The 26,416-nt window shown below is 72.1% G+C and carries 24 protein-coding genes and 1 riboswitch; of the genes, 10 read left to right on the top strand and 14 right to left on the bottom strand.

What is annotated here, in order from left to right; translation table 11 throughout:
• Window positions 1–184: 184 nt before the first annotated feature.
• Window positions 185–559, top strand: a complete 375-nt coding sequence (locus ABEB07_RS36150) for a roadblock/LC7 domain-containing protein (RefSeq protein ID WP_164588709.1) — start codon at window positions 185–187, stop codon at window positions 557–559.
• Window positions 560–592: 33 nt separating this feature from the next.
• Here the strand turns inward: ABEB07_RS36150 and ABEB07_RS36145 are convergent, their stop codons facing one another.
• Together ABEB07_RS36145 and ABEB07_RS36140 are read right to left on the bottom strand one after the other, a co-directional pair.
• Complete coding sequence (locus ABEB07_RS36145; RefSeq protein ID WP_425589141.1) at window positions 593–1,147, bottom strand: hypothetical protein; 555 nt, start codon at window positions 1,145–1,147, stop codon at window positions 593–595.
• 230 nt (window positions 1,148–1,377) lie between these two features.
• Complete coding sequence (locus ABEB07_RS36140) at window positions 1,378–2,220, bottom strand: MurR/RpiR family transcriptional regulator (protein ID WP_164583712.1); 843 nt, start codon at window positions 2,218–2,220, stop codon at window positions 1,378–1,380.
• 376 nt (window positions 2,221–2,596) lie between these two features.
• Between ABEB07_RS36140 and ABEB07_RS36135 the strand changes: the two genes are divergently transcribed.
• Complete coding sequence (locus ABEB07_RS36135) at window positions 2,597–3,034, top strand: hypothetical protein (protein WP_176149275.1); 438 nt, start codon at window positions 2,597–2,599, stop codon at window positions 3,032–3,034.
• Between the two features lie 450 nt (window positions 3,035–3,484).
• Here the strand turns inward: ABEB07_RS36135 and ABEB07_RS36130 are convergent, their stop codons facing one another.
• The gene (locus ABEB07_RS36130; RefSeq protein ID WP_345672284.1) at window positions 3,485–4,873 is read right to left on the bottom strand and encodes a cystathionine beta-synthase; all 1,389 of its coding nucleotides are present in this window, start codon (window positions 4,871–4,873) and stop codon (window positions 3,485–3,487) included.
• A gap of 160 nt (window positions 4,874–5,033) precedes the next feature.
• On the opposite strand from ABEB07_RS36130, the gene ABEB07_RS36125 reads away from it, so the two are divergent.
• The 3 genes from ABEB07_RS36125 (at window position 5,034) to ABEB07_RS36115 (ending at window position 8,678) form a co-directional block, all read left to right on the top strand.
• Window positions 5,034–6,059, top strand: a complete 1,026-nt coding sequence (locus ABEB07_RS36125) for an SGNH/GDSL hydrolase family protein (RefSeq protein WP_176149277.1) — start codon at window positions 5,034–5,036, stop codon at window positions 6,057–6,059.
• Between the two features lie 261 nt (window positions 6,060–6,320).
• Complete coding sequence (locus ABEB07_RS36120; protein ID WP_345672283.1) at window positions 6,321–7,541, top strand: acetyl-CoA C-acetyltransferase; 1,221 nt, start codon at window positions 6,321–6,323, stop codon at window positions 7,539–7,541.
• 333 nt (window positions 7,542–7,874) lie between these two features.
• Window positions 7,875–8,678 (top strand): hypothetical protein, encoded by an 804-nt coding sequence (locus tag ABEB07_RS36115; protein WP_164582167.1) that lies wholly within the window; start codon window positions 7,875–7,877, stop codon window positions 8,676–8,678.
• A gap of 110 nt (window positions 8,679–8,788) precedes the next feature.
• Here the strand turns inward: ABEB07_RS36115 and ABEB07_RS36110 are convergent, their stop codons facing one another.
• Window positions 8,789–9,100 carry a hypothetical protein gene (locus ABEB07_RS36110; RefSeq protein WP_176149279.1) on the bottom strand — a complete coding sequence of 104 codons (312 nt, stop codon included), beginning with the start codon at window positions 9,098–9,100 and terminating at the stop codon, window positions 8,789–8,791.
• A 101-nt stretch (window positions 9,101–9,201) separates the two neighbouring features.
• Between ABEB07_RS36110 and ABEB07_RS36105 the strand changes: the two genes are divergently transcribed.
• On the top strand, window positions 9,202–9,429 hold the full coding sequence (locus ABEB07_RS36105; RefSeq protein ID WP_176149280.1) for a DUF4287 domain-containing protein: 228 nt from the start codon (window positions 9,202–9,204) through the stop codon (window positions 9,427–9,429).
• Window positions 9,430–9,566: 137 nt separating this feature from the next.
• Here the strand turns inward: ABEB07_RS36105 and ABEB07_RS36100 are convergent, their stop codons facing one another.
• Complete coding sequence (locus ABEB07_RS36100; protein ID WP_164583686.1) at window positions 9,567–10,478, bottom strand: Bax inhibitor-1/YccA family protein; 912 nt, start codon at window positions 10,476–10,478, stop codon at window positions 9,567–9,569.
• Window positions 10,479–11,273: 795 nt separating this feature from the next.
• On the opposite strand from ABEB07_RS36100, the gene ABEB07_RS36095 reads away from it, so the two are divergent.
• Together ABEB07_RS36095 and ABEB07_RS36090 are read left to right on the top strand one after the other, a co-directional pair.
• Window positions 11,274–12,044, top strand: coding sequence for an ABC transporter ATP-binding protein (locus tag ABEB07_RS36095; protein ID WP_176149281.1), 771 nt, complete (start codon window positions 11,274–11,276; stop codon window positions 12,042–12,044).
• 114 nt (window positions 12,045–12,158) lie between these two features.
• Window positions 12,159–14,687 carry an ABC transporter permease gene (locus ABEB07_RS36090; protein ID WP_345672281.1) on the top strand — a complete coding sequence of 843 codons (2,529 nt, stop codon included), beginning with the start codon at window positions 12,159–12,161 and terminating at the stop codon, window positions 14,685–14,687.
• Window positions 14,688–14,753: 66 nt separating this feature from the next.
• Here ABEB07_RS36090 and ABEB07_RS36085 read toward each other — a convergent pair whose 3' ends face one another.
• The 3 genes from ABEB07_RS36085 to ABEB07_RS36075 all read right to left on the bottom strand — a co-directional run bounded on the left by ABEB07_RS36085 (window position 14,754) and on the right by ABEB07_RS36075 (window position 19,424).
• Window positions 14,754–16,061, bottom strand: coding sequence for a cyclopropane-fatty-acyl-phospholipid synthase family protein (locus ABEB07_RS36085; RefSeq protein WP_345672280.1), 1,308 nt, complete (start codon window positions 16,059–16,061; stop codon window positions 14,754–14,756).
• A 242-nt stretch (window positions 16,062–16,303) separates the two neighbouring features.
• Entirely contained in the window at window positions 16,304–17,686 is a 1,383-nt protein-coding gene (locus ABEB07_RS36080) for an NAD(P)/FAD-dependent oxidoreductase (protein ID WP_176149284.1), read from the bottom strand.
• A 478-nt stretch (window positions 17,687–18,164) separates the two neighbouring features.
• Entirely contained in the window at window positions 18,165–19,424 is a 1,260-nt protein-coding gene (locus ABEB07_RS36075) for a PRC and DUF2382 domain-containing protein (RefSeq protein ID WP_345672279.1), read from the bottom strand.
• Window positions 19,425–19,569: 145 nt separating this feature from the next.
• Between ABEB07_RS36075 and ABEB07_RS36070 the strand changes: the two genes are divergently transcribed.
• Entirely contained in the window at window positions 19,570–19,842 is a 273-nt protein-coding gene (locus ABEB07_RS36070) for a type II toxin-antitoxin system Phd/YefM family antitoxin (protein WP_176149286.1), read from the top strand.
• The gene (locus ABEB07_RS36065) at window positions 19,839–20,108 is read left to right on the top strand and encodes a type II toxin-antitoxin system RelE family toxin (RefSeq protein WP_176149287.1); all 270 of its coding nucleotides are present in this window, start codon (window positions 19,839–19,841) and stop codon (window positions 20,106–20,108) included. The genes ABEB07_RS36070 and ABEB07_RS36065 overlap by 4 nt, the downstream gene beginning before the upstream one ends.
• Before the next feature lie 51 nt (window positions 20,109–20,159).
• On the opposite strand, the gene ABEB07_RS36060 is transcribed toward ABEB07_RS36065, so the two are convergent.
• From ABEB07_RS36060 to ABEB07_RS36035, 6 genes are all read right to left on the bottom strand, one after another.
• A complete protein-coding gene (locus ABEB07_RS36060; protein ID WP_345672278.1) occupies window positions 20,160–21,113 on the bottom strand; it encodes a Ppx/GppA phosphatase family protein in 954 nt (317 codons plus the stop codon).
• Window positions 21,110–21,706 (bottom strand): DUF501 domain-containing protein, encoded by a 597-nt coding sequence (locus ABEB07_RS36055; protein ID WP_176149289.1) that lies wholly within the window; start codon window positions 21,704–21,706, stop codon window positions 21,110–21,112. Before ABEB07_RS36055 ends, ABEB07_RS36060 begins: the two co-directional genes overlap by 4 nt.
• An 11-nt stretch (window positions 21,707–21,717) precedes the next feature.
• Complete coding sequence (locus ABEB07_RS36050) at window positions 21,718–22,200, bottom strand: FtsB family cell division protein (RefSeq protein WP_164585017.1); 483 nt, start codon at window positions 22,198–22,200, stop codon at window positions 21,718–21,720.
• A 126-nt stretch (window positions 22,201–22,326) separates the two neighbouring features.
• Window positions 22,327–23,628 (bottom strand): phosphopyruvate hydratase, encoded by a 1,302-nt coding sequence (gene eno, locus ABEB07_RS36045; RefSeq protein WP_176149291.1) that lies wholly within the window; start codon window positions 23,626–23,628, stop codon window positions 22,327–22,329.
• Window positions 23,629–23,944: 316 nt separating this feature from the next.
• The gene (locus ABEB07_RS36040; RefSeq protein WP_345672277.1) at window positions 23,945–24,703 is read right to left on the bottom strand and encodes a transglycosylase family protein; all 759 of its coding nucleotides are present in this window, start codon (window positions 24,701–24,703) and stop codon (window positions 23,945–23,947) included.
• Window positions 24,704–24,707: 4 nt separating this feature from the next.
• A riboswitch (cyclic di-AMP (ydaO/yuaA leader) is annotated at window positions 24,708–24,874 on the bottom strand.
• Window positions 24,875–25,056: 182 nt separating this feature from the next.
• Entirely contained in the window at window positions 25,057–26,211 is a 1,155-nt protein-coding gene (locus ABEB07_RS36035; protein ID WP_345672276.1) for a transglycosylase family protein, read from the bottom strand.
• Window positions 26,212–26,416 lie beyond the last annotated feature (205 nt).

Below are 26,416 nucleotides of genomic sequence, written 5' to 3'. Positions count from 1 at the left end.
CCGACGACCACCCCGCCCGCCCCGCTGCGGACCCGAACCGCCCGCGCCCCCCGCACCCCGGGCGCCGCCCCGGGCGCCAACCCGCCCACCGTCACCGACGGCTGACGGAACAAGCAGAACAAGAACACCGAGAACGCCGAGAACGCCGAGAACGCCGAGAACGCCGACAACAAGGAGATCCGCCATGGCCAACACCGAGACCTGTCTGAAGGAAGCCCTCGCCTCCATCGAGGGCGCGACCGGAGTCGCCCTCGTCGACTACACCAGCGGCATGGCGCTGGGCACGATGGGCGGCAGCAAGACCTTCGACCTGAACGTCGCCGCCGCCGGCAACACCGATGTCGTACGGGCCAAGATGCGCACCATGGAGCACCTCGGCCTCAAGGCGGAGATCGAGGACATCCTGATCACCCTGTCCGACCAGTACCACCTGATCCGGCTGATCAGCGGGCGCGGCGGCAACGGCCTCTTCCTCTACCTGGTGCTGGACGCCAAACGGTCCAACCTGGCGATGGCCCGCCACCAGTTGCGGCGGATCGAACAGGACCTGGAGGTCTGACCCGACGCACCGCCACGGCGCGCCGGAAGGCGGCTAGACGAGTGCCGCGGTGCGGCGGCGTGCTCCGCCCGGGGCCGCGTCGCCGGCCGCCGGGCCCGTGTCGCGGTAGCCCTTGACCGCCGGGCCCGCGGGCCGTCCGCCGCGCTTGCCGAGCCAGTCCACCCGTACCCACAGCAGCGCGTCCGCGGTCTGTTCCAGCCGCCCCAGCCAGGCGGCCTTCAGCCGCAGTCCGCACCCGGCGCCGGCCAGCAGCAGTCCGCCGGCCGCGGGCAGCGCGAGGGAGCTGCCCAGCGCCGCGAGGAAGGCGAGCAGCAGCCACCAGCGGTGCCCGCGCCGCCAGCCGCGCAGGCTCACCGCCCGGTCCTGGAGCACGTCGTGCCGGCCGGCGCGGACGGCGTCCCGGGCGAGGCTCCGGTAGCGACGGCGCCCGGCAAGGGCCACGACGGCGGCGGTCACCAGGAACAGCGCCGCACCGGCCAGCACCCCGATCCGGCGCCCGGTCAGCCCCGGCACGAGCACGCCGATCCCCGCCGCGCACACCCCCAGCCACCACATCGGGGCCGCCCCGGCCCGTACGACGACGGCCACCCGGGCCAGTCCCCGACCTCCGCGATCCGCGCGACCTGTGCGACCTGTGCGACCTGTGCGACCTGCGTGTGCCACGTGCAGCCTCCCTCGTGCCCGGCACCCTTCTTCTCCGGGTCTCCTCCGGGTCTCCTCCGGGCGGGCAGGCTAGCGAGCGTTCCTGAGACGCGTCTGAGAACCGCGCCCGCCCGGCGAAGGGCCGCGCACCCGGTCCGCCGCCGGGCGCCGGAGGGTCAGTCCACGAACAGCCCCCGCGCCGCCGCGGCCGTGTCGAACTCCTCCAGGCGCGCCTGCGCGTCCGGCAGGTCGTCGCACATGGCCTCCAGCAGCACCCGGCCCAGCAGCATCGGCGCGCAGGCGGTGTCGAAGGCGAGCCCGGTGCCGACGGCCGCCGGCAGCAGCAGGTCGGAGTGCCGGGCGACCGGCGCGAAGGCGGAGTCCGCGACCGTGACGACGCGCAGCCCGGCCGCGCGGGCGTAGGCGAGGGTGTCCACGACCTCGCGCGGATGCCGGGGCAGTGCGAAGCACAGCAGCGCCGACGCGCCCGCCCGTACGGCGCCGTCGATGCGGTCCTCGATCATCGTGCCGCCCTCGTGGAGCAGCCGTACGTCGGGATGGACCTTGGCGGCGAAGTAGGCGAAGCCGTACGCCTGGGAGGCGGCGGCGCGCAGGCCCAGCACCGGCAGCGGCCGGGAGGCCGCGAGGAGGCGGCCCGCCTGCCGCACCGGCCGCGGGTCGGCGAGCGCCTGCGCCAGGTGCCGCAGGTTCTCGATCTCGGCCTCGACGGCCTGCTGGTACTCGTTGTACGACTCGGGCCGGTCGGCCGGTTCGGCGGGCGCGACCTCGCGCAGGTGGCGGCGGAGCGCCGGGTAGCCGTCGAAGCCGAGGGCGACGGCGAAGCGGGTCACCGACGGCTGGCTGACCCCGGCCAGCTCGGCCAGCTCCACGCTGGACAGGAAGGGCACGTCGGCGGCGCGGCGCACCATGCTGTGCGCGATGCGGCGCTGGGTCGGCGTGAGCCGGTGCCCTTCGAAGAGCTCCTGCAACCGTGCGGCAGGGCTGTCGGTCACGCTCATGCCGTGCCTCCCCCTCAGAAGTCGTCGACGACCCGGGAGAGTACTCCCCGACCAGTTCCTATTCAGACACCAAGAACTCTGCATGACGTCATACAGGGCGGGCAAGGCCGGGCAACGGATCCGCCAAGTGCCGCCGTCGGTGCGCGGTGTGCGCCGGCGCGCGTGCTAATCGTGGAGGGACGCGGTGCGCACCACCCCGGCGGACGGCGTCACGGCCCCGACCGAGGGGCCCCGGACGGCCACCGCCGTCGGCGCGCCCGACCCCGCAGCCAAGGCGCCCCGACGGCGGTGGCACCGTCCCCTGCGGTCCGCCCCCGGCCGATTGGGGGGATTTCCCCAGTGCGGCGGGCGGGCGGGGGTCCCTAGCCTGGGGCGCATGACCGGAATGGACGCGCGGGACACCGACCTCAAGAAGGAGCTCGACGCCACGTTGCGGGCGCGCGGGGAGCTGGGCGACGAGTACGAGTCCGCGCTGGTGGACTCGTTCCTGGAGAAGGTCGACCAGCGCATCGACGGCGCCGTGGAGCGCCGGGTGCGCCGGCAGCTGGCCGAGCAGCGGCTGACGGCGGCGCGCGGCGCCCGGTCGCCGCAGCCCACGGACTCCTGGGGGGAGCGCTTCGGCTTCGGCATCGTCTCGCTGGTGCTGGCGGTGCCGCTGTCCGCGATCGGCGCCGGCGCGGCCCATCTGCCCGGTCTCATCGTGACCTGGGCGGGCATCGTCGGCGTCAACGCGTTCCAGGCGGTCCGCGCCGACCCCGGCCTGTTCGGCCGTCGCCGCCGCGCCGACGCGAAGGACGGCGCCTGGGAGGACTGACCGCGCGCGGGCCCGCCACCTGTCCGGTGCCGGGCCCGCGCGGGGAAGAAGCGTGCGCGGGGACCGCCGCACCCCCATCGCTGGGGGGCGGGACGACGGCGGTCCCCGCGAGGGACGCGGGCCGGGTCAGGCCGGGCCTGCGCATCCAGGCGTCCATGGAGGTCCGGGAGCCGCTCCGGAGGTTCCTTGGCGCCGTCTCGCTCGCCGGCCGGGAAGGGGAGCCGCTCCCTTCCCGCCGACACCCACGACTCTGCCGGACGCGTGTTAAGCGGGTGCTGCGCGCACGTGACGTGCTCGTACCAGTTCCGCGACCGCTCCTCGACCGCAGGTCACCGAGAGTTCCGGCGGGCCGTGACGGGCCGGGGCGGGGCGGGGCGGGGCGGGCCGGGGGAACCCGCCGGGCCACGACACCGCTCCCCGGGACGGGACGCCGGGCCCCGGGGACGGGACCTACTGCTTGCCGCCCTTGGCCAGGAAGGCGAGCAGGTCCTGCCGGCTGACCACTCCGGTGGGCTTGCCCTCCACCAGGACGATCGCCGCGTCGGCGGTGCCGAGCACCGTCATCAGGTCGCCGACCGGCTCGCCGGAGCCGACCTGCGGCAGCGGCGCGGACATGTGCTTCTCCAGCGGGTCCTCCAGCGAGGCCCGCTTGGTGAACAGCGCGTCCAGCAGCTCCCGCTCGACGACGGAGCCGACGACCTCGGCCGCCATCACGTCCGGGTGGCCGGCGCCCGGCTTGACGATCGGCATCTGCGAGACGCCGTACTCGCGCAGCACCTCGATGGCCTGGCCGACGGTCTCGTCGGGGTGCATGTGGACCAGGGAGGGGATGCCGCCCTCCTTGTCGTTCAGCACGTCGCCGACGCGGGCGCTGGGGCCCTCGTCCTCCAGGAAGCCGTAGTCGGCCATCCACTCGTCGTTGAAGATCTTGCTGAGGTAGCCGCGTCCGCTGTCCGGCAGCAGCACCACCACGACCTCGTCGGGGCCGAGCCGCTCGGCCACCTCCAGCGCCGCCACGACCGCCATGCCGCAGGAGCCGCCGACCAGCAGGCCCTCCTCCTTGGCCAGGCGGCGGGTCATCTGGAAGGAGTCCTTGTCGGAGACGGCGACGATCTCGTCGGCGACGGTCCGGTCGTAGGCGGTGGGCCAGAAGTCCTCGCCGACGCCCTCGACGAGGTACGGCCGCCCGGAGCCGCCGGAGTACACCGAGCCCTCGGGGTCGGCGCCGACGACCTTGACCTTGCCGCCGCTGGCGTCCTTCAGGTAGCGGCCGGTGCCGGAGATGGTGCCGCCGGTGCCGACGCCCGCCACGAAGTGGGTGATCTTCCCGTCGGTCTGCTCCCACAGCTCGGGGCCGGTGGAGTGATAGTGCGACAGGGGGTTGTTCGGGTTGGAGTACTGGTCGGGCTTCCACGCGCCCGGCGTCTCACGGACCAGCCGGTCGGAGACGTTGTAGTACGAGTCCGGGTGCTCCGGGTCGACGGCCGTGGGACACACGACCACTTCGGCCCCGTAGGCGCGCAGCACGTTGATCTTGTCGGTGGAGACCTTGTCCGGGCACACGAAGATGCACTTGTAGCCCTTCTGCTGGGCCACGATGGCGAGGCCGACGCCCGTGTTGCCGCTGGTGGGCTCGACGATCGTGCCGCCGGGCTTCAGCTCCCCGCTCTTCTCCGCCGCCTCGATCATCCGCAGGGCGATGCGGTCCTTCACGGAGCCGCCGGGGTTGAAGTACTCGACCTTGGCCAGGACGGTCGCCTTGATGCCCTTGCTGACGTTGTTGAGCCGTACCAGCGGGGTGTTGCCGACGAGGCTGATCATCGAGTCGTGGAATCGCACCGTTGTCTCCGGTCGCTGCAAAAGATGTGGTCGTGGTGGTTCCGTCAGCCTACGGCCCCGGCCGGGACTCGGACGGGTGTTCACTCGCTGTCGCGATTGGACGACGGTCGGTACGGGGCAAGGAGTGGGTGTACGGCTTCGCGGGAGGTGGCAGCCAGTCATGACGAGCATGTCGAGGGCGAGGGTGGCCCGGCGGATCGCGGCCGGCGCCGCGTACGGGGGCGGGGGGATCGGGCTGGCCGGCGCGGCGGCCGTCGGACTGCTGCTGGCCGAGGTGCGGCTGGCCCGGCGCCATGTGGGCAACGGCGCCGACCACCGCGTACCGCAGGCCGACGGGCTGTACGGCCCCGCCTACGCCGTCCCCGGCGAGCCGCCGCTGCGGCTGGTCCTGCTCGGCGACTCCACGGCGGCCGGGCAGGGCGTGCACCGGGCCGGGCAGACGCCGGGCGCGCTGCTGGCGTCGGGCCTGGCGGCGGTGGCGGAGCGGCCGGTGCGGCTGCGCAACGTCGCGGTGACCGGCGCCCGCTCCGACGACCTGGACCGCCAGGTCTCCCTGGTGCTGGCCGATCCGGCGCAGCCGCCGGACATCTGCGTGATCATGGTCGGCGCCAACGACGTGACCCACCGGATGCCGCCGACCCGCTCGGTGCGCCACCTCTCGGCGGCGGTACGGCGGCTGCGCACCGCGGGCGCGGAGGTGGTCGTGGGGACCTGCCCCGACCTCGGGACCATCGAGCCGGTGCAGCAGCCGCTGCGCTGGCTGGCCCGGCGCACCTCGCGGCAGCTGGCGGCGGCGCAGACGATCGGGGTGGTGGGGCAGGGGGGCCGCACGGTGTCGCTGGGCGATCTGCTGGGGCCCGAGTTCGAGGCGAACCCGCGGGAGCTGTTCGGCCCGGACAACTACCACCCCTCCGCCGAGGGGTACGCCACGGCGGCGATGGCGGTGCTGCCGACGGTGTGCGCGGCGCTCGGGCTGTGGCCGGCGGAGGAGGAGCGGCCGGACGTGTCGCGGCGCGAGGGGTTCCTGCCGGTGGCGCGGGCGGCGGCGGAGGCGGCGTCGGAGGCCGGTACGGAGGTCGCCGCCGCCCTGCCCACCGGGCCGCGGGGGCCGTGGGCGCTGCTGAAGCGGCGGCGCAGGCGGCGGGTGTCGGCGACGGAGCCCGCACCGGTGCGGACGGTGACGTGATCGAGGGCGCCTTGCCCCCTCGGTCGCCGCCAGGGGGCTCCGCCCCCCGGACCCCCCGGTCGGCCTGAACGGCCTCGTCCTCAAACGCCGGACGGGCTGTGGAGGTGTGCGCCTCACTCGGCAAAGCCCCATGAGCCGCCGAAAAAGCAAGCGCTTAGAAAACTGCGGTCAGGGTCACACCGCCACCCCCGTGACCCGGACCATACGTACGGGTAACTTCCAGACCAGCCCTGCCCGTCACCGCACCCCCGTGGAGCCCTGATGCCCGAAGCCGTCATCGTCTCGACCGCCCGCTCCCCCATCGGCCGCGCCGTCAAGGGCTCCCTGAAGGACCTGCGCCCCGACGACCTCACCGCCACCATCGTGCAGGCGGCGCTCGCCAAGGTCCCCGAGCTGGACCCGAAGGACATCGACGACCTGATGCTCGGCTGCGGTCTGCCCGGCGGCGAGCAGGGCCACAACCTCGGCCGGATCGTCGCCGTGCAGATGGGCATGGACCACCTGCCCGGCTGCACGGTCACCCGTTACTGTTCCTCCTCGCTCCAGACCTCCCGGATGGCCCTGCACGCCATCAAGGCCGGCGAGGGCGACGTGTTCATCTCGGCCGGCGTCGAGACGGTCTCCCGCTTCGCCAAGGGCAGCTCCGACGGCCTGCCGGGCACGCACAACCCGCTGTTCGCCGAGGCCGAGGCCCGCACCGAGGCCGTCGCCCAGCAGGAGGGCACCACCTGGCACGACCCGCGCGAGGACGGCCTGATCCCCGACGCCTACATCGCGATGGGCCAGACCGCCGAGAACCTGGCCCGCTGGAAGGGCGTCAGCCGCCAGGAGATGGACGAGTTCGGCGTCCGCTCGCAGAACCTGGCCGAGGAAGCCCTCAAGAACGGCTTCTGGGAGCGCGAGATCACCCCCGTGACCCTGCCGGACGGCACGGTCGTCTCGAAGGACGACGGTCCCCGCGCCGGCGTCACCCTGGAGGGCGTCTCCGGCCTCAAGCCGGTCTTCCGCCCCGACGGCCTGGTCACCGCCGCCAACTGCTGCCCGCTCAACGACGGCGCCGCCGCGCTCGTCATCATGTCCGACACCAAGGCGCGCGAGCTGGGCCTGACCCCGCTGGCCCGGATCGTCTCCACCGGCGTCTCCGGCCTGTCCCCGGAGATCATGGGCCTCGGCCCGGTCGAGGCCAGCAAGCAGGCGCTGAAGCGGGCCGGCCTGGGCATCGGCGACATCGACCTGGTCGAGATCAACGAGGCGTTCGCCGCCCAGGTGATCCCCTCCTACCGCGACCTCGGCATCGACCTGGACAAGCTGAACGTCAACGGCGGCGCCATCGCGGTCGGCCACCCCTTCGGCATGACCGGCGCCCGGATCACCGGCACGCTGATCAACTCGCTCCAGTTCCACGACAAGCAGTTCGGCCTGGAGACCATGTGCGTCGGCGGCGGCCAGGGCATGGCCATGGTCATCGAGCGCCTGAGCTGACCCCACGCGGCGTGCGCGCCTGAGCCGACCCCGCGCGGCGGCGACATGAGGGACCGTCAGTGGCCGCCGGGGCACCCAGCGTGAACGAACGGCCCGGAATGCAGGAAACCCCTGGATTCCGGGCCGTTCTGTGATCCAATCTCCCCCAGAGTGTGACCTACTTCGCTTCAGGGGGAGATCTTCCCAGGTCAACAGCGTCACGCCAGGCGGCTCAAGCGTCCCACAAGCCCCATTCCTGTCCGTTTCGTGACGTTACGCACTGACAGCTGGATAGTCCGCCCTTCAAGCTGATGTAGGAAGTCGGGGGTCCACCTTGAACCCGGGAGTACGTCAGTGAGCGCCATGCCCATCGCCCTGCTGCTCACCACGGCCGCCACCGGCGCCGTGGGCGTCGCCGTCCTGCGCACCCTTTTCGCGCTGCGCCGGCAGGTCGCGGCGTTGCAGAACCAGCTCGCCGAGAACCACGCCGCGACGGCGCGGGCCCTGCTGCCCGCCGCCCGCGGCCAGGCGGACGCCGAGCACATACGCACCGCCGTGGTCCAGGCGCTCGCGGAGGAGCGGGAGCGTGAGCTCGCCGAGGCGCGGGCCTTCTGGGCCGCGCAGGAGGCGCGGGACGCCGCCGACGCGCCGTCCCTGCTCGGACTGCCCGACAGCGAGCTGTTCCTGCCCCGGCAGGCCGACTTCGTGGGGTTCGAGCACCTGGAGCCGGTGACCGAGACCGGCGCCGACGCCGACGAGGCGTCCGGCGCGAGCGCCGGTGAGTCCGCCGAGCTGGCCGCGGCCCGCCGCCGCCACCCCTCGCACCCCGACTTCACCCCGCACGCCTCCCCGGTCGTCGGCGATCACGAGCGCACCGTCGCCACCCTGGAGAAGCTGGCCGAGGACGCGGTGGAGCTGGCCGACGTCCGGCCCGGCCCGCTGGGCACCCTGGACGTCTACGTCTTCGCCGACGGCACGACCCTCTGCATGACGCCGGGCCACCGCGAGACCGCGGACCGGCTCGCCGCCGCGCTGCACGCCGGCGAGTGTCCCGTCCTGCTGGGCGGCTCGGGCATCTCCGGCGCCTACACCCTGACCTTCGCCTGCGGCGAGGAGAACGTGTACATCCTGGCGGACCGGGTCATCGCCTCCCTCTGACCCGCCCCGGCGCGCGGCCGCCGTCCGGCCCGCCGCCGCCCCATCCCGCGCCCGCCGCCCGCGCCCGCCGCGCCCGTCACGCGCCTACGCCGTCCGCCCCCGCGCGCCCGTCACACCCCGGCTCGTTTCTGGGCCTCCGTCACCAGGCGGACCGCCTCCTCGACCTCGGCCTCGTCCTTCAGCACGAGGGCCAGGTCGTGTCCGGCCACGGTGATCTGGTCGGCGACGGCGAACATGCCCGCGTCCGGCATCTCCCGCGGCTCCCGCTCCGGCGCCTCGGCGAGCTGGGCCCGCCGGGCGAACTCCCTGGCCAGCGCCAGCGCCTCCGCGGCCGCGCTGCGTTGCAGCCGGCTCTGCGGGGCCGCCCGCAGGCGGTCGGCGAAGTGATCCACTGCCCGGCTCAGCGATGTCGTGTCAACCACGTCGCGAGACTACGCGCCGCACCCGGACTGTTGCCAATGAGCGAACCCTCGGGCACGGTGACGTGAAGGACCGGCTTCGTCGAACGCGTCCGGAGGCGCCGATGTCCCAAGTCTTCTCCCAGGAGACCCACCGCAACCTGCTCGCCCGCATCCCCCAGTGCACCGGTCGTGAGGTCACCGACTGGCTGCGCACCGTCGAAGAGGGCCCGGCGCTCTGTTTCGAGGAGAAACTCAGCTGGCTCCGCCACGAACACAACCTCGCGTACGGCCACGCCAAGGCGATCATCCACGAGTACGACCTGAGGAGGGCCGCCCGCAAGCTGCTCTAGGCCGCGGACGTCGCTCCGGGCCCCGCACGCCGCTCCAGGCCGCGGACGTCGCTCCGGGCGGCGCGGGAACGGCGAAGGGCCCCGGCCGGAGCCGGGGCCCTTCCGCGAAGAACGCGGACGTCGGTCGTGCGCGGACGTCAGTCGTTCTGGTTGAGGATCGCGATGATCCGCAGGAACTCCATGTAGATCCACACCAGCGTCAGCGTCAGGCCGAAGGCGGCGAGCCAGGCCTCCTCGCGCGGCGCGCCGTAGTTCACGCCGTCCTCGACCTGCTTGAAGTCCAGGGCCAGGAAGCAGGCGCCCAGGATGACGCCGATGATGCCGAAGAGGATGCCGAGGCCGCCGCTGCGGAAGCCGAGGCCGTCCCCGCCGCCGAACGCGGCGAACAGCAGGTTCACCATCATCAGCAGCACGAAGCCGAGCGCGGCCGCCATCACGAAGCCGTAGAAGCGGCGGTTGACCCGGATCCAGCCCGCCTTGTAGGCGACGAGCACGGCGGCGAAGACCGCCATCGTGCCGAGCACGGCCTGCATGGCGGCGCCGCTGGCGATGCGGTTGTCGACCACGCTGGAGACGACGCCGAGGAACACGCCCTCGAACGCCGCGTAGGTCAGGATCAGCGCGGGCGAGGCCTTGCGCTTGAAGGACTGGACGAAGCCCAGCACCATCGCGATCAGCGCGGCGCCGATCCCGATGCCGTAGGAGCGGCCGATGTGCGCGTCGTCGACGGGCAGCAGCGCCCAGGCGAGCGCGGCGGTGACCACCAGCACGCCGAGCGTGGAGGCGGTGCGCACGACGACGTCGTCCATCGTCATGCGGCCGGCGGCGGCCGGGGCCTGCGGCGGCGCGCCGTACTGAAGGTCCTGCTGGGCGTAAGGGTTCTGCGCGTAGGGGTTGCCGCTCGGCTGGGCGTACGGACCGCCCTGCGCGTACGGGTTGCCCTGCGTGCCGACTGCGGGGCCCCCGGCCTGCGGCGCGGTGTTGAAGCCGGCGTAGCCGTTGTCGCGGCTGAACCCCCGTCGCGAGAAGACCGGGTTTCTGCTCCTCATCTCACTCCTCCATGGCCGCACGTCGCGGCCTTGGCTCAAGAGTAATGGAACGGCAAAGGATCGACCCTAGTACCTGGGAAGGATCTTTCCCCCGCCTTGCTGCGGAACACGCTACGCGGACGGGCGATTCCCGGCACGGTCCACGGGCGATCATGACCGACCCGGTACACGTCCGGAACCTGCCGGAGACAGGACGGCGGGGGCGGCGTCCGGAGGACGGCGGGGAGGGGGCCGCGGGGGAAGCGACGGCGGCGTCGGCCCGGGGTGGTCACCGGCACGACACCGCTTGGTGGAAGTCCCCGGAACCGGACTCGAACCGGTACGCCCGCGAGGGGCAGCGAGGTTTAAGCTCGCCGTGTCTGCATTCCACCATCCGGGGCCAGGCCGTGGGTTCCGCGCCGGGGTCCCGAGCCTATCGGGACGCACCATCCCGACCGTGGGCAGGTGACCTCATGTTGTCTTATTTTATTGGCGCTTGAGGGACCATCAGAAGACGAAAACCGCCGTTGGCACTTGCCTACAGCCTGACCGGCGGCAAGGGGCCGTGTACGCGGAATGACGGAATTTCACCGTACGAACAGGCTGCCTCCACCCCGTCCCGACGTTCCCCCTTCCGGGGACGGGCCCCGGCGGCCCTCAGGGGCGGCCGTCATACCTGGGGATGACGGGGGCCCTCCCCCCTCCGTCCCGAGTCGCCCCGACAACCGGAACAGCGGCTGACGCCACGGGCCTGAACCGCGGAGACGATGGAACCCGTCCCCGAGAACATCGTCGTCCCGTCAGGAGCACCCACCCGTGACCACCTCCTCCATCGCCGGCCGGTCCACCGCCGTGGCCGCGCGCGCCACGGATCTGTCGAAGATCTACGGACAGGGCGAGACCCAGGTGGTCGCGCTCGACCGGGTCTCCGTCGACTTCGCGCAGGCCGAGTTCACCGCGATCATGGGCCCCTCCGGCTCCGGCAAGTCCACGCTGATGCACTGCGTGGCCGGTCTCGACACCTTCTCCTCCGGCTCGGTGCGCATCGGCGACACCGAGCTGGGCTCGCTGAAGGACAAGCAGCTCACCAAGTTGCGCCGGGACAAGATCGGGTTCATCTTCCAGGCGTTCAACCTGCTGCCGACGCTGACGGCGCTGGAGAACATCACGCTCCCCATGGACATCGCCGGCCGCAAGCCCGACAAGCAGTGGCTGGACTCGGTGATCGAGATGATCGGCCTGTCCGGGCGGCTGGGACACCGGCCCTCGCAGCTCTCCGGCGGCCAGCAGCAGCGCGTCGCGGTCGCCCGCGCGCTGGCCTCCCGGCCGGAGATCATCTTCGGTGACGAGCCCACCGGCAACCTGGACTCCCGCTCCGGCGCCGAGGTGCTCGGCTTCCTGCGCAACTCGGTGCGGGAGCTGGGCCAGACCGTGGTGATGGTGACCCACGACCCGGTGGCGGCGGCCTACGCGGACCGGGTGGTCTTCCTCGCCGACGGCCGGATCGTGGACGAGGTGTACGGGCCGACGGCGGACGCGGTGCTGGACCGCATGAAGCAGTTCGACACCAAGGGCCGCACCAGCTGACGGACGGCGCCCGGACCGCCGCGGCGGCGCTCCCGCCCCGCCGGCCGCCGGCCGCCACGCCCAGCCCCCGTCGCCCTCGACGCCCCAGTCGCCCTCACCTGAACTGAGACACCCATGTTCCGCACCGCCTTGCGCAACGTCTTCGCGCACAAGGCCCGGCTCCTGATGACCGTGCTCGCCGTGATGCTCGGCGTGGCCTTCGTGTCGGGGACCCTGGTCTTCACCAACACCATCTCCGACGCCTTCCAGAAGAGCTCCGCCAAGGGCTTCGGCCACGTCGACGTGGCCGTCGAGGCCAAGTACCAGCAGAGCGAGGGCGACCGGGTCGGCACGACGCCCGAGCTGACCCAGGCGCTGCTGGAGCGCGGCGCCCGCGTCCCCGGCGCGCAGTCCGCCATCGGCGTCGTCCGCGGCTTCACCGCCCTGGCCGGCAAGGACGGCAAGCTGATCGGCAACGGCTTCCAGTCCGAGGGCGGCAACTACTGGGGTGCGAAGGATCCCCGGTACCCGCTGGTCTCCGGCGCCGCCCCGCACGGCGCGCACCAGGTCCTCATCGACTCCGACACCGCCCGCCGGGCCGGTTACAAGGTCGGCGACACCGTGCGCCTGTCCGTCGACGGCCCCGTCCTGACCCCCACCGTCAGCGGGATCTTCACCACCGACGACGGCAACGTCGCCGCCGGCGGCAGCCTCGCCCTGTTCGACACGGCCACCGCCCAGAAGCTGTTCGGCAAGCCGGGCACGTACGACGAGATCGACGTCGCGGCGAAGGCCGGCACCAGCCAGTCGGAGCTGAAGGCGCAGCTGGACCGGGCGCTGCCCAAGGGGAAGACCGAGACCACCACGGGACAGCAGCTCGCCGACGACCAGGCGCGGACGATCGCCTCGTCGATGAGCGGCATGAAGCAGGGCCTGCTGGTCTTCGCCGGGATCGCCCTGTTCGTCGGCACGTTCATCATCGCCAACACCTTCACCATGCTGGTCGCCCAGCGCACCAAGGAACTCGCGCTGCTGCGCGCGGTCGGCGCCTCGCGCCGGCAGGTCACCCGGTCGGTGCTGATCGAGGCGTTCGTGGTGGGCGCGGTGGCCGCCGTGACCGGTCTGCTGGCCGGCATCGGGATCGGCGCCGGACTGCGCTCCCTGCTCGGGTCGTTCGGCGCCACCGTCCCGGACGGGCCGCTGGTGATCACGCCCGGCACGGTCGTCGCCGCCCTCGCGGTCGGCGTCCTGGTGACCATGCTGGCCGCCTGGCTGCCGGGCCGGCGCGCCGCGAAGATCCCGCCGGTGGCGGCGATGAGCAGCCTGCACGCGCAGGCGACCGCCAAGTCGCTGGTGCTGCGCAACACCCTGGGCGCGCTGTTCGCGGCGGCCGGCGTCGCGGTGGTCCTCGCGGCCACCACGATGGACACCGACTCCGCCCAGGCCCCGATGGGACTCGGCGCCGTGCTGCTGATCATCGGCGTGTTCATCCTGACCCCGCTGCTGTCCCGGCCGCTGATCGCCGCCACCGCCCCCGTGATGCGCGCGTTCGGGGTGTCCGGCAAGCTGGCCCGGCAGAACTCGGTGCGCAACCCGCGCCGCACGGCGGCCACCGCGTCCGCGCTGATGATCGGACTGACCCTGATCACCGGCATGACGGTGATGGCCGGCAGCCTCCAGCACGCGATCGACAAGATGGCCTCCTCCGCGATCCGCGCCGACTACGTGGTGTCGATGGCCAACGGCAACGGCCTCTCCCCGGACGTCGAGAAGGAGCTGAAGGCCACCGGCGGCGTCACCGCCCTCAGCCCGCTGCGCACCGCGCCCTCCCGCATCGGCGGCGAGACCGAGTACCTGACCGGCGTCAACGGCGCCGCGATCGGCGAGCTGACGGACCTGAAGGTCAAGGACGGCTCGTTCACGGTCGGCGGCGCCAAGGTGATCGTCGACGACAGGACCGCCGAGGACCGCCACTGGACGGCCGGGTCCGCGTTCACCGTCGCCTACGAGGACGGCAAGAAGCAGCGGCTCACCGTCGCCGGGGTCTACCAGGGCAACGAGATGATCCGCGGGATCATGCTCGACAACGCCGTCCTCGCCCCGCACCAGAGCGACGCGACCGACATGCAGGTCATGGTCAAGACCGCCGACGGCGCGTCCGAGGCCACCAAGGACAAGCTGGTCAAGGCGCTCGGCGACAACCCGGCGATCAAGGTCCAGGACAAGAAGGACATCTCCAACGGCATCGCGCAGATGTTCACCCTGATGCTGAACATGCTCTACGGCCTGCTCGCCATGGCGGTGATCGTCGCGGTCCTGGGCGTCATCAACACCCTGGCCATGTCGGTCTTCGAGCGCTCCCAGGAGATCGGCATGCTGCGCGCCATCGGCCTGGACCGCCGGGGCATCAAGCGGATGGTCCGCCTGGAGTCCCTGGTGATCGCCCTGTTCGGCGGCGTCCTCGGCATCGGTCTTGGCGTGTTCTTCGGCTGGGCGGCCGGCGAACTGCTGGGCGCCAAGATGGCGACGTACGAACTGGTGCTGCCATGGGGGCGGATGGCCGTCTTCCTGCTGCTGGCGGCGGTGGTCGGCGTGCTGGCCGCGCTGTGGCCGGCCCGGCGGGCGGCCCGGCTGAACATGCTCCAGGCGATCAAGTCCGAGTAGCCGCGCCCCGATGACGCGAGGAGCCCGTTCCAGCGGCTGGAACGGGCTCCTCGCGCGTGTCGCGGACTACGCGTCCGGCGCGCCCCAGGTGCGGGCGCGCAGCGGCATCCCCGAGGCGCCGGAGCCGGGGGTCTTCACGGCGAGCACCTGGTTGACGCCGATGCGGTTGCGTTCGAAGGCGAGCGCGGAGGCCGCCATGTACAGCCGCCACACCCGGGCGCGGCCCGGGCTGGTGAGCCGTACCGCGCGGTCCCAGTCGGCCTCCAGGTTGGCGACCCAGCGGCGCAGGGTGAGCGCGTAGTGCTCGCGGATCGACTCCACGTCGCGCACCTCGAACCCGGCCCGCTCCAGCTGGGTGACGGTGGTGCCGACCGGGGCCAGCTCGCCGTCCGGGAAGACGTAGGCGTCGATGAACGCGTCGACGTGGTACTCCGCCTCCGCGCGCTGCGGGCGGCGGCCGATCTGGTGGTTCAGGAGCCGTCCGCCGTGCTTGAGCAGGGCGTGCAGGTCGCTGGCGTAGTCGAGGTAGCGGGCGGCGCCGACGTGCTCGGCCATGCCGATGGAGGAGATCGCGTCGTACGGCCCGTCGGTCACGTCGCGGTAGTCCTGGACGCGGATCTCGACCTTGTCGGTCAGACCCTCGTCGGCGACGCGCTTGTTGGCGTAGGCGGCCTGTTCCTGGGAGAGGGTGACGCCGACGACGCTCACGCCGTGCTCGCGGGCCGCGTGCATGGCCATGGAGCCCCAGCCGCAGCCGACGTCCAAGAGGCGCTGACCGGGCTTCAGGGCGAGTTTGCGGCTGATGAGTTCGAGCTTGTCGTACTGGGCCTGTTCGAGGGTGGCGTCCGGTCCGGGGGCCGGCCAGTAGGCGCAGGAGTACACCATGGACGGGCCGAGGACGAGTCCGTAGAAGTCGTTGCCGACGTCGTAGTGGTGGCTGATGGCGCGTCTGTCGGAGCGCCGGGTGTGGAGGTGGCCGGGGCGGCGGACCTCCTCGGGCGGCGGGGCGGGCGGCAGCGGCGGGCCGGCCAGCTTCACCAGGCCGCGCACCGCGGCCCGCGCGGCCGGGTCGCGCAGGATGTCGCCGAGACTGCGGGCGTCCTCGCCGCGTTCCCAGATCAGTCCGGACATCAGGGCGAGGGCGGTGTAGAGGTCGCCCTCGACGGTCAGGTCGCCGGCCACCCAGGCGCGGGCCAGGCCGAGTTCGCCGGGTTTGAACAGCAGCCGGCGCAGGGCGCGGCGGTTGCGTACGACGAGCGTCGGCGCCCCCGGCGGCCCGGCCTCCGACCCGTCCCAGGCGCGCACGCGCACCGGTAGCGGGGTCTCCAGCAGCTGTTCGAGCAGTGTCGTGAGCCGCGACGCGGCATCGGGCATGACGCACACACCTCCGTGACGACGTACGCCGGAATGTCCTGCACCACGTAAACACCGACGGGCCCCCGGCACAGTCCCGCAAGCGGGTTACGACTGGGCAAAGCAGATGCACCGGCCACTCATCTCGCGCCGCCGCGCGGGCGGAACGCCGGGGAACGCCGAAGGACCTCCCGCACCACGGATGGCGGGAGGTCCTTCGGTTCTGGATCAGGTGAAGCGGTGAAGCGGTGACCGACGGGAGGTCAGGAGGCCTTGGCCTTCTCCTCGGTCTTGCTCGCGGCGGCGACCGGCGCGGGCTTGGCGGCCTCGTAGAACTCCTCGCGGGGGTTCTCCATGGCGCCCAGGGAGACGACCTCGCGCTTGAGGAACATGCCGAGGGTCCAGTCGGCGAAGATGCGGATCTTGCGGTTCCAGGTCGGCATGGCCATGCCGTGGTAGCCACGGTGCATGTACCAGGCGAGACGGCCCTTGAGCTTGATCTTCATCTTGCCCATGACGATCATCGCGACGCCCTTGTGCAGGCCGAGGCCCGCGACCGCGCCCTTGTTGGCGTGGCTGTAGTCCTTCTGCGGGAAGCCCCGCATGCCGGACACCACGTTGTCGCCGAGGACCTTGGCCTGGCGCAGCGCGTGCTGGGCGTTCGGCGGGCACCAGGCGTTCTCGTTGCCCGCCTTGCGGCCGACGAGGTCGGGCACCTGGGCGTTGTCGCCGGCGGCCCAGATGTAGTCGGTGCCCTGGACCTGGAGGGTGGGCGCGCAGTCCACGTGACCGCGCGGGCCGAGCGGCAGACCGAAGCGGGCGAGGACCGGGTTGGGCTTGACGCCCGCGGTCCACACGATGGTGTTGGAGTCGACCTCCAGGCCGTTCTTCAGCACCACGTGGCCGTCGACGCAGGAGTCCATCGAGGTGGAGAGGTAGATCTCCACGCCGCGGCTCTCCAGGTGCTCCTTGCCGTACTGGCCGAGCTTGGGGCCGACCTCGGGAAGGATCTTGTCCGCGGCGTCGACGAGGACGAACCGCATGTCCTCGCGGGTGACGTTCTTGTAGTACTTGGCCGCGTCCCGGGCCATGTCCTCGACCTCGCCGATGGTCTCCGCGCCCGCGAAGCCGCCGCCGATGAAGACGAAGGTGAGCGCCTTGCGGCGGATCTCCTCGTCGGTCGTGGAGTCGGCCTTGTCCAGCTGCTCCAGCACGTGGTTGCGCAGGCCGATGGACTCCTCGATGCCCTTCATGCCGATGCCCTGCTCGGCGAGGCCGGGGATCGGGAAGGTGCGGGAGACCGCGCCCATCGCGATGACCAGGTAGTCGAAGGGCAGCTCGTACGCCTCGCCGACCAGCGGGGCGATCGTGGCGACCTTGCGGTCCTGGTCGATGGTGGTGACCCGGCCGGTGAGAACCTCCGCCTTGGGCAGCACGCGTCGCAGCGGGACGACGACGTGCCGCGGGGAGATGCTGCCGGCGGCGGCTTCGGGGAGGAAGGGCTGGTAGGTCATGTACGACCGGGGGTCGACGACCGTGACGGTCGCCTCGCCGTAGCGCATCTTCTTGAGGATGCGCCGAGCTGCGTACAGGCCTACGTACCCACCGCCTACTACGAGGATCCTGGGACGCTCCGTGGTGCTCATGGCATCGAGTATCCACCTGTCCGAGGGGGGCACCTCGTGCGCCCCTTCACAAGCTTCGGAAGGGCCTGTGCTAAACTCCGCGGCTTTTGTGACGGACGGCACGTGGCCGCCGGGGAACCGGCGTCCGCTTATGACCGTTGTCAAGGCCGCGTGAGCTGCCACTCCGGGTCCGCGGGGCCTTCCGGGAGGGGGCCGTACGGCCCTTGCGGAATCCGTCGCGCACGCTCCTTCGAGCACCGTCCGGGGCCCGTTGAGCCCCGGTACGGGCCGGTAGAAGGCCCCGCGCCGCCCCGCCGGAGGCATTTCCTTGTGAAGAACTTCACGAAGTTTTCCGCCGGGGCGTCCGCCAGTGGCGCGCGGGCCGCCCGCAGGCCCGCTCAAACGTCTCCGTGACTGCTCACGAGAGGTTACCGGCCGGTAGTCACGGGGCGGTAGCGCCGCCCCCGGAAAGAGACCGGCGTCACCGGCCCGCCCCGCGCTACAGCCGCCGGCCGCGGCCCGCGTCACCCCGGTCGTCCCTGCCGCGCCGGGAGCCCCTGTCGTCGCGGGAGCCGAGGTCGCCACGGCCGCCGATGTCACCGCGGTCGCCGATGTCACCGCGGGATCCGATGTCGTCGCGGGCCTCGTCGAAGCCCTCGGTCTCGCCCTTGATGTGCTCCTTGCGGACCCGGGCGCGCACCGTCTCCTCCGAGATGTGCTCCTCGGTGGTCAGCCGGACCCGCTCGACGGGCACGGTCTCCGTCTCCACCACCGGGCGCTCCTCGTGCAGGATCACCTCGTACTCGGCCTCGCCGATCTCCGGCCCGGTGAGGGCGGCGTCGCGGTTGGCGTCCGTGATCGGCTCGCGCTCGACGCGCACCTCGTCGTGGCGCAGCGGCACCGTCTGCTCCACCTCTTCGGTGACCACGTACTTGCGCAGCCGGGCGCGCCCCACCTCGCGGCTCTCGACGCCGACGTGCAGGCGCTCCTCCGAGCGCGTCATGGCGTCGTCGCGGCCCATGCCCGTGCGGGACCGCTCCCCGCTCCACCGGCCGGCGCGCTCGTCGGTCCGCTCCCCCGCGCGCTCGTCGGTCCACCCGCCGGCGCGCTCGTGGGCGCGTTCGTCGGTGCGCTCGCCCGCCCGCGCCCGGGCCGCCGCGTCGGCCCCGCCGACGCCGCCGGCCGCGGCGCCCCCGGCCGCCGTACGCCCGGTACCGGTACCGATCCCGGTTCCCGTCCCGGCCGCCGTACGCCCGGTGCCGGTGCCGGTGCCGGTGCCAGTACCGGTACCGGTACCGGTGCCAGTGCCGATCCCGGTTCCGGCCGCCGTCCGGCCACTCGTCCCCGCGGCACCCGCAGCACCCGCCGCACCCGCCGCACCCGCCGTGCCGGTCGTGGTGCCCGTGGGTCCCGGCGACATGCGGCCGCCGCGGCTGGCGTCCCACTCCAGGCCGTAGTAGTCGTACAGCCGGTGCTCCTCGGTCTCCGACAGGTGGCCGCCCGCGTCCACGTCGATGTGCGGAGCGCCCTTGACCTTGTCCTTGCGGTACGGCACCTGGATATGGTCGCGCACCACGGCGGCCTCGCGGGTGGGCACGAACGTCTCGTGCGTGCCGAACAGTCCCGTCCTGACGGTCACGAACTCCGGGAGCCCGGTCACGTCGTCCAGATAGACGTGCTTGGCGTCGCCGATCTTGTTGCCGTCGCCGTCGTGGACCGGGTGGTCCAGCACGCGTGCGATCTGTTCCCTGGTGATCATGTCTCGTCACCCTTCGTCCGGAGTTGCGTCATCCGGGTACACCGGGGCGAAAGGTGCGAAACAGCCTCAACGGGGAAAAGGGGCGCACTGGACTCCGGCGGTCGAACCCCGTGCACGTGTACACGGTCATGCGTACACTTCCTTCATGGCCGAGAACACCGTGACGGTAAGGGAAGCCCGCGCGCACCTGGCGGACCACATCAACCGCGCCGAGGAAGGCACGCCTACGGTGATCACCCGCAACGGCGAGCCCGTCGCGGCCGTGGTGCCGATCGCGGACTTCAACGCCCTGGAGGAAGCAGCCGACGTGCTGCTGGCCCGGGAGGCGGAGGCGATCCTGGCCAAGGGCGGCCCGACGGTGTCCATGGCCGAACTGCTGGCAGACCTGTTCACCGATCGCACCGACGAGGCGGCGTGAAGTACGCGTTCCGGTTCACCACGGCGGCACAGCGGCAGCTTCGGGCCATCGACCGGCCTGCCGCCATGCGCATCCTGGCCGCGCTGACCGCTCTGGGCGACGACCCGTACCGCGAGGACGCCGACATCAAGAAACTCACCGGCCCGTCCGGCCTCTATCGGCTCCGGGTCGGCAGCTACCGGGTCGCCTATCGGGTCGAAGACGGCGAGCTCGTCATCCTCGTCGTCAAGATCGGCGACCGGCGCGACGTCTACCGCGCCATCTGAGAGCAGGCGGTCCGGAGCCCTGAGACTCCGGACCGCCTCACAGCCGGAGGGTCACTCGTCGTCGAGTGCGGCATGCCAGGCGATGCCGTCGAGGATGTCGTGTTCGCTGACGACGACCTCCTCGGCGCCGGTTCGTTCCATGATCGCCAGCAGGACCAGGGCGCCCGCGCCGATCACGTCCACGCGGCCGGGGTGCAGGGAGGGGATCGCCGCGCGCTCGGCGTGCGTGGAGTGCAGCAGCCGCTCGGTGATCTCCCGGACGCGGTCGCGGGAGACCCGGGAGTGGTGGATGCGCGCGGAGTCGTACGCGGGCAGGTCCTGCGCGATCGCCGACACCGTCGTCACCGACCCGGCCAGCCCCACCAGCGTGTGCGCCGTGCGCAGCGGCACCGTCTCCTCGGCGAGGTCGAGGGCGGCCTCGACGTCGGCCCTTATCGCCGCGATCCGGTCCTCGGCGGGCGGGTCGCTCACCTCGCCGTCCCGTACCAGGTGGCGCTCCGTCATCCGGACGCAGCCCACGTCCACCGAGCGCGCCGCCCGCACCCGGTCGTCGCCGACGACGAACTCCGTGGAGCCGCCGCCGATGTCCACCACCAGGAACGGCGTGGCGAGGTCCGTGCGCCCCGTCAGTTCCCGCGTCGCGCCGGTGAAGGAGAACTCCGCCTCCTGGTCGCCGGAGATCACCTCGGGCTCGACGCCGAGGATGTCCACCACCCCGCGCACGAACTCGTCGCGGTTCTCCGCGTCCCGCGAGGCGGAGGTCGCGACGAACCGCACCCGCTCGGCGCCGTGCTCCTTGATGATCCCGGCGTACTCGCGGCAGGCCGCGAAGGTGCGCTCCAGCGCCTCGGGGGCGAGCCGGCCGGTGCGGTCGACGCCCTGGCCGAGCCGCACGACCGTCATCCGCCGGTCCAGGTCGGCGAGTTCGCCCGTCTCCGGGTGCACGTCCGCGACCAGCAGACGGATGGAGTTCGTACCGCAGTCGACGGCGGCGACCCTGGTCACTTTCCGTCCTCCCCGATCTGCCGGGCGGCGAAGTGGCCGCTGCCGTCCTCCGTCGTCTCCAGGTGCCAGCCCTCGCCGGTCGGCACCGTCACGCACGGCCCCTTGCGCCACCACTCCGGCAGCATCGCGAGCGCCTCGTCGCCCAGCGGGTTCACGCCCGGCCCGGCGGCCAGCGAGTGGGCGACCAGGACGTGCAGGCACTTGACCCGGTCCGGCATGCCGCCCGCGCTCGGGAAGCCGGTCAGCTCCTCGATCTCGTCCCGGCGCCGGATGTAGTCCTCGTGCGCGGCCCGGTACGCCGCCGCCAGCTCCGGATCGGCCGCCAGCCGCTCCGTCATCTCCTTCATCACGCCGTCGGCCTCCAGCGTGCCGATCGCCGAGTTGGCGCGCGGGCACGTCAGGTAGTACAGCGTCGGGAAGGGGGTGCCGTCGGGCAGCCGCGGGGCCGTCTCCACGACGTCCGGCTGCCCGCAGGGGCAGCGGTGCGCGATCGCGCGCAGCCCGCGCGGCGGCCGCCCGAGCTGCTGCCGGAACGCCTCGACGTCCGCTTCGGTGGGTTCGGTGCGCTCGGTGGGCGGCGGAGGGGTCTGCATGCCTGTCTTTCTCATCCGTTCACTGGCCGGGCGTCGGCCTTGTCGACTCCGTACCAGACATTGGTGTACCAGGGACGGCGAGCCGTCCCCTGCTCGGCGCGGGACTGCTTGGCCGGCCCCGGGTCGACCACGGTGAAGCCGGTCTCGCCGGGCATCACATAGTGCAGCCGCTGCCGGATCTGCTGCTCGGCGTACGCGTCGTCCTGCCAGCGCGCCTTGGCGTCGCGCAGCTGCTCGACCCGCTGCTGCGCCTGCTGCTTCTGCCGCTTCAGATCGGCGATGCCCTCGCGCTGGGAGACGTACTGCCGCATCGGGTACGCCAGCGCGACCACCATCGAGCAGACCACCAGCGCCAGCAGTGCGGCGCGCCCGGTCAGCCGGGAGCGGCGGGCCTGACGCCGGGTCTGGGAGCGGTAGACGCGGGCGGCGGTCTGCTCGCCGAGCAGCCTGAGCCTGGTCGCGGTGGAGAACCGGTCCCGGTCCCGCACGGCCATCGTCCCGCCTCCCGTTCCTGTCCACTCACACGCGCGTACGTCCCCGGACACGGTACGGGACCGAGTCCGGGGACGTACGGACGACTGGCTGAACCGTGATTCCTCACGGCCCGGCGGCGGGGCGGGTCAGACCTTGGAGACCCCGGCGTCGCCCCGGAAGCGGGGGAACGCGCTGCGGCCGGCGTACACCGCGGCGTCGTCGAGGATCTCCTCGATGCGCAGCAGCTGGTTGTACTTGGCGACGCGCTCGGAGCGGGCCGGGGCGCCGGTCTTGATCTGGCCGCAGTTGGTCGCGACGGCCAGGTCGGCGATGGTGACGTCCTCGGTCTCGCCGGAGCGGTGCGACATCATGCACTTGAAGCCGTTGCGCTGGGCCAGCTCGACGGCGTCCAGGGTCTCGGTGAGCGAGCCGATCTGGTTCACCTTCACCAGCAGGGCGTTGGCGGAGCCCTCCTCGATGCCGCGGGCCAGACGCTCGGGGTTGGTGACGAACAGGTCGTCGCCGACGATCTGGACCTTCTCGCCGAGGCGGTCGGTGAGGACCTTCCAGCCGTCCCAGTCGTCCTCGAACAGCGGGTCCTCGAGGGAGACCAGCGGGTAGGCCGCCACCAGCTCCTCGTAGTACTCCGTCATCTCGGCGGCGGAGCGCTCCTTGCCCTCGAAGAGGTACTTGCCGTCCTTGTAGAACTCGGAGGCGGCGACGTCGAGCGCGAGGGCGATCTGCTCGCCGGGGGTGTAGCCGGCTTCCTTGATCGCTTCCAGGATCAGGTCCAGGGCCTCGCGGTTGGAGCCGAGGTTCGGGGCGAAGCCGCCCTCGTCGCCGAGACCGGTGGCCAGACCCTTGGACTTCAGGACCTTCTTGAGGGTGTGGTAGACCTCGGCGCCCCAGCGCAGCGCCTCGGAGAAGGACTCCGCGCCGATCGGGGCGATCATGAACTCCTGGATGTCCACGTTGGAGTCGGCGTGCGAGCCGCCGTTCAGGATGTTCATCATCGGCACCGGCAGCAGGTGCGCGTTGGGGCCGCCCAGGTAGCGGAAGAGCGGCAGGTCGCTGGCCTCGGAGGCGGCGTGGGCGACGGCGAGGGAGACGCCGAGGATGGCGTTGGCGCCCAGCGAGCCCTTGTTGTCGGTGGCGTCCAGGTCGAACATGGCCTGGTCGATCAGGCGCTGCTCGGTGGCGTCGTAGCCGACCAGCTCCGGGCCGATCTGCTCGATCACGGCGAGGACGGCCTTCTCGACGCCCTTGCCCTGGTAGCGGCTCGGGTCACCGTCGCGCAGCTCGATGGCCTCGAAGGCGCCGGTGGAGGCGCCGGACGGGACGGCGGCACGACCCGTGCTGCCGTCGTCGAGGCCGACCTCGACCTCGACCGTGGGGTTGCCTCGGGAGTCCAGGATTTCCCGGGCTACGACGACGTCGATGGACGGCACGAGCATCTCCTTCGTGGATGTGACGCTTGAAGTGCGGGGCAGGTGTGCCTTGCGGCTAGAGCCTAACCGTCCCGGGACGCCGACCGGCTGACCGACCGTCCCGTGGACAGGGTGACGGTACACATTGTTCCAGCACGGAACAAAGGGGCCGGTGACGGGGCCGGGAACAGAAGGTGAAAAAGCCCCGCCCCGGTGCGTACGGGGGAGAACGCACCGGGGCGGGGAGCCCGTGGGGACGGGGGGTGTCGGCCCCACGTGAGCGCCATGGTGGCGCTCACGCCTGGGCGGGGCCGGTGGCGGGCCTGGCCGCCCGCTGTCACTTCAGGTGCAGCTGCTGGCCCGGGTAGATGAGGTTGGCGTCCTCGACGATGTCCTTGTTGAGCTGGAACAGCTTCTCCCAGCCGCCCTGGACGTGGTGCGCGGTGGCGATGGAGCTGAGGGTGTCGCCGGCGACCACCTTGTACTCGCCGTCGCCCTTCTTGACCTTCTTGCCGGTCGGGGTGGTGACGGTCTTCTTCGGGGCCGGGCGCGTCAGCGAGCGGTTGGCGCTCTGCTCCTCGGTGGAGCGGGTCGAGGTGCTGCTCTTGGAGCTGCTGCTCGACGAGGAAGAAGAACTCGACGACGAAGAAGAAGACGACGAGGAGGAGGACGAAGAAGAGGAGGAGGACGAGGACGAGCCGCTGCCGCCGCCGGAGGAGGACGAGGCGCCGGACAGGCCCTTGCCGCAGACCGGCCAGGCGCCCTTGCCCTGGCCCGCGAGGACCTTCTCGGCCACGGCGATCTGGGCCGACTTGCTCGCCAGGTCGGCGCGCGAGGCGTAGGCGGTACCGCCGAACGCGGCCCAGGTGGAGTTGGTGAACTGCAGGCCGCCGTAGAAGCCGTTGCCGGTGTTGATCGACCAGTTGCCGCCGGACTCGCACTGGGCGACCGCGTCCCACTCGGAGGTGGTGGCGGCGGAGGCGTTGCCCGCGGCCATCAGCGGGGCGGCCACGGCGGCGCCGGTGACTCCGGCGAGCGCGATGGCACGGGTGGCCTTGGAGGGACGACGGTGCTTGCCCTTGCTGGAAAACAGCATGGATGGATCCCCTCACCGACGCCTGCGAGGTGAGCTGTCGGGTTCGGGCCGGTTGAGTTGCCCGGCCGTGCCTTTGGGGAGGCACGGCTTCACCCCCAGCCGCTCCGGTTCGACTGCCCGGCGCGGCACTTACCTTGGGTCCCCCGCTCCTGCCTGCGGCGCATGACGCGACGACTGTTCCCGTACGGCCGCTGGCAGGATTCGGCGTTGCGGCAGCCGGGGCTCGCGGTGACGAGCGGTCATGACCGTAGACACGCGATCGACGGAATTTCAAAGACGATCAGGGCTTCTGAGACTCATCCCACACTTTCCCCGAAAGGGACATTCGGTGCGAAGCGTGACGTGAACTGCCCCTACTTTGCGGCGTTTTCGGCGGGGACATCCAGGCTCTGACCGGCGGCGATGCGGTCGGGGTCGGAACCGATGGCGCCCTTGTTCGCGGTGTACAGCGCGTGCCATCCGCCGTCCACGTCAAGGGAGTCGGCGATGGAGGCGAGGGAGTCGCCGGAGCGGACCGTGTAGGAGCCGCCGGCCGTGTCGGTGGTGAGGCCGTCGGCCCGGGAGGCGTGCCGGCCGGCCGTCGCGGCGGCGGAGCCGTCGGCCGGGTTCTCGGCGGCGCTGCCGCCGCGGTGCCGGCCGCCACTCAGCGCCCCGGTGTCCACGAGGGCCGAGGAGCCCACGACTTGGCGGGGATCGGCCGGGTAGGCCGCGTCTCCGTAGCCGCCGGTCCCCGTGCCCGTCGAGGGCGTCGCGTCGGGCGCGCCGGAGGGGTGGGACGTGCCGGAATCGGCCGCGTCGTCCTTCTTCGGGATGGAAGAGGAAGAAGAGGGGGAAGAAGGCGTATCGGTGTGCTTCGTGCCGGAGTCGGCCGGTCCGTTCGCCGAGTGGGACGTACCGGACTTACCGGGCGCATCGCCCGTCGCGTCGGTGTCGTCGGCCGAAGAACCGGACGAACCGGTGGAGTTGGCCGCATCCTGGGACGAGTCGGACGGGCCCGGGTCCTCGGATCCGGACGAACCGGAGGACTTGGAGGAACCGGACGAACCGGACGACGTGCCGGTGTCCGTGCCGCCCTTGCCCGGGGCGGTGGACGAGGAGCCGCCCACGCCCGTGTCGACGTCGGCCGCGCCGGTGCTCTTGGTGAGCCCGGCGAGCAGTCCGCAGGTGTGCCAGGCGCCGGGGCCCCGGTCGGCGAGTATCTTCTCGGCCACGGCTATCTGCTGGGACCGACTGGCCTGGTCGGCGCTCGCGGCGTAGGTGAGGCCGCCGTACTGCTCCCAGTCGTCCTGGGTCAGCAGCAGGCCGCCGTAGTAGCCGTTGCCGTTGTCGGCGCTCCAGGAGCCGCCGGTCTCGCACTGGGCCACCTTGTCCCAGGTGGTGCCGTCGGCCGCGCTCGCGCCGGAGGCGGCGACGAGCGGGATCGCGATGGCGGAGCCGGTGACCCCGGCGGCGACGAGGAGGGCCGGAGCCTGGCGGGGGCGACGGTGACGACCGTTCCCGGAGAGCATGCGGAGACCTTTCGGCGACAACGGTGACGGCGCGGCGGGCGGTGACCGCCGCCGCGCTGATGCGTGAAGGTAGCCGCTCCCGATCACTTGTCACAAGTTAATGCCGCGTAGATCACGTGGTGATCACATAGTTGAACGTGTGTCAGCTTCGGGTCGGCCGCGCGTCGGCCTCGCGCCGGTCTTGCGTCGGCCTCGCGTCGGCTTT

The sequence above is a fragment of the Streptomyces similanensis genome (assembly GCF_039543625.1).
GTDB lineage: Bacteria > Actinomycetota > Actinomycetes > Streptomycetales > Streptomycetaceae > Streptomyces > Streptomyces similanensis.
This window is presented reverse-complemented; position numbering and strand designations above follow the sequence as displayed.

Coding starts and splice junctions, on each gene's coding strand:
- ABEB07_RS36150 (WP_164588709.1), top strand. CDS start 185: ATGGCCAACACCGAGACCTGTCTGAAGGAAGCCCTCGCCTCCATCGAG.
- ABEB07_RS36140 (WP_164583712.1), bottom strand. CDS start 2,220: ATGAGCGTGACCGACAGCCCTGCCGCACGGTTGCAGGAGCTCTTCGAA.
- ABEB07_RS36135 (WP_176149275.1), top strand. CDS start 2,597: ATGACCGGAATGGACGCGCGGGACACCGACCTCAAGAAGGAGCTCGAC.
- ABEB07_RS36125 (WP_176149277.1), top strand. CDS start 5,034: ATGACGAGCATGTCGAGGGCGAGGGTGGCCCGGCGGATCGCGGCCGGC.
- ABEB07_RS36120 (WP_345672283.1), top strand. CDS start 6,321: ATGCCCGAAGCCGTCATCGTCTCGACCGCCCGCTCCCCCATCGGCCGC.
- ABEB07_RS36105 (WP_176149280.1), top strand. CDS start 9,202: ATGTCCCAAGTCTTCTCCCAGGAGACCCACCGCAACCTGCTCGCCCGC.
- ABEB07_RS36100 (WP_164583686.1), bottom strand. CDS start 10,478: ATGAGGAGCAGAAACCCGGTCTTCTCGCGACGGGGGTTCAGCCGCGAC.
- ABEB07_RS36090 (WP_345672281.1), top strand. CDS start 12,159: ATGTTCCGCACCGCCTTGCGCAACGTCTTCGCGCACAAGGCCCGGCTC.
- ABEB07_RS36085 (WP_345672280.1), bottom strand. CDS start 16,061: ATGCCCGATGCCGCGTCGCGGCTCACGACACTGCTCGAACAGCTGCTG.
- ABEB07_RS36080 (WP_176149284.1), bottom strand. CDS start 17,686: ATGAGCACCACGGAGCGTCCCAGGATCCTCGTAGTAGGCGGTGGGTAC.
- ABEB07_RS36075 (WP_345672279.1), bottom strand. CDS start 19,424: ATGATCACCAGGGAACAGATCGCACGCGTGCTGGACCACCCGGTCCAC.
- ABEB07_RS36070 (WP_176149286.1), top strand. CDS start 19,570: ATGGCCGAGAACACCGTGACGGTAAGGGAAGCCCGCGCGCACCTGGCG.
- ABEB07_RS36055 (WP_176149289.1), bottom strand. CDS start 21,706: ATGCAGACCCCTCCGCCGCCCACCGAGCGCACCGAACCCACCGAAGCG.
- ABEB07_RS36050 (WP_164585017.1), bottom strand. CDS start 22,200: ATGGCCGTGCGGGACCGGGACCGGTTCTCCACCGCGACCAGGCTCAGG.
- ABEB07_RS36040 (WP_345672277.1), bottom strand. CDS start 24,703: ATGCTGTTTTCCAGCAAGGGCAAGCACCGTCGTCCCTCCAAGGCCACC.
- ABEB07_RS36035 (WP_345672276.1), bottom strand. CDS start 26,211: ATGCTCTCCGGGAACGGTCGTCACCGTCGCCCCCGCCAGGCTCCGGCC.